The sequence below is a fragment of the Bradyrhizobium lablabi genome (assembly GCF_001440475.1).
Lineage (GTDB): Bacteria > Pseudomonadota > Alphaproteobacteria > Rhizobiales > Xanthobacteraceae > Bradyrhizobium > Bradyrhizobium lablabi.
In genome coordinates this window covers 1-214 of the sequence record NZ_LLYB01000057.1, presented here as the reverse complement: position 1 = coordinate 214, position 214 = coordinate 1, and the positions used below count along the sequence as shown (strand labels likewise).

Genomic DNA, 214 nt, shown 5'->3' with positions numbered 1-214 from the left:
GATGACGGCGAGCGCGCCCTTGGCTGCGATGGCCTGGCGTAAGTGATCGGCATCATAGGCGGTGTCGGCGATGACGACCTCGGCGGCTAATCCCTCGATCAATGCGGCGGCTTGTGGGGCATCGCCCTTCTGACCTGCGGTGAGCGTGAACCGCACCGGACATCCCAAGCCGCGAACGGCCATATGTATCTTGGTGCTCAGGCCCCCGCGCGAG

1 protein-coding gene is annotated in these 214 nt (G+C 65.4%); it reads right to left on the bottom strand.

Annotation, left to right across the window (positions count from 1 at the left end; translation table 11 throughout):
* Positions 1-214, bottom strand: a 214-nt coding sequence (locus tag CQ14_RS10750; protein ID WP_156434907.1) for a transposase, incomplete at both ends; no start/stop codon positions are given.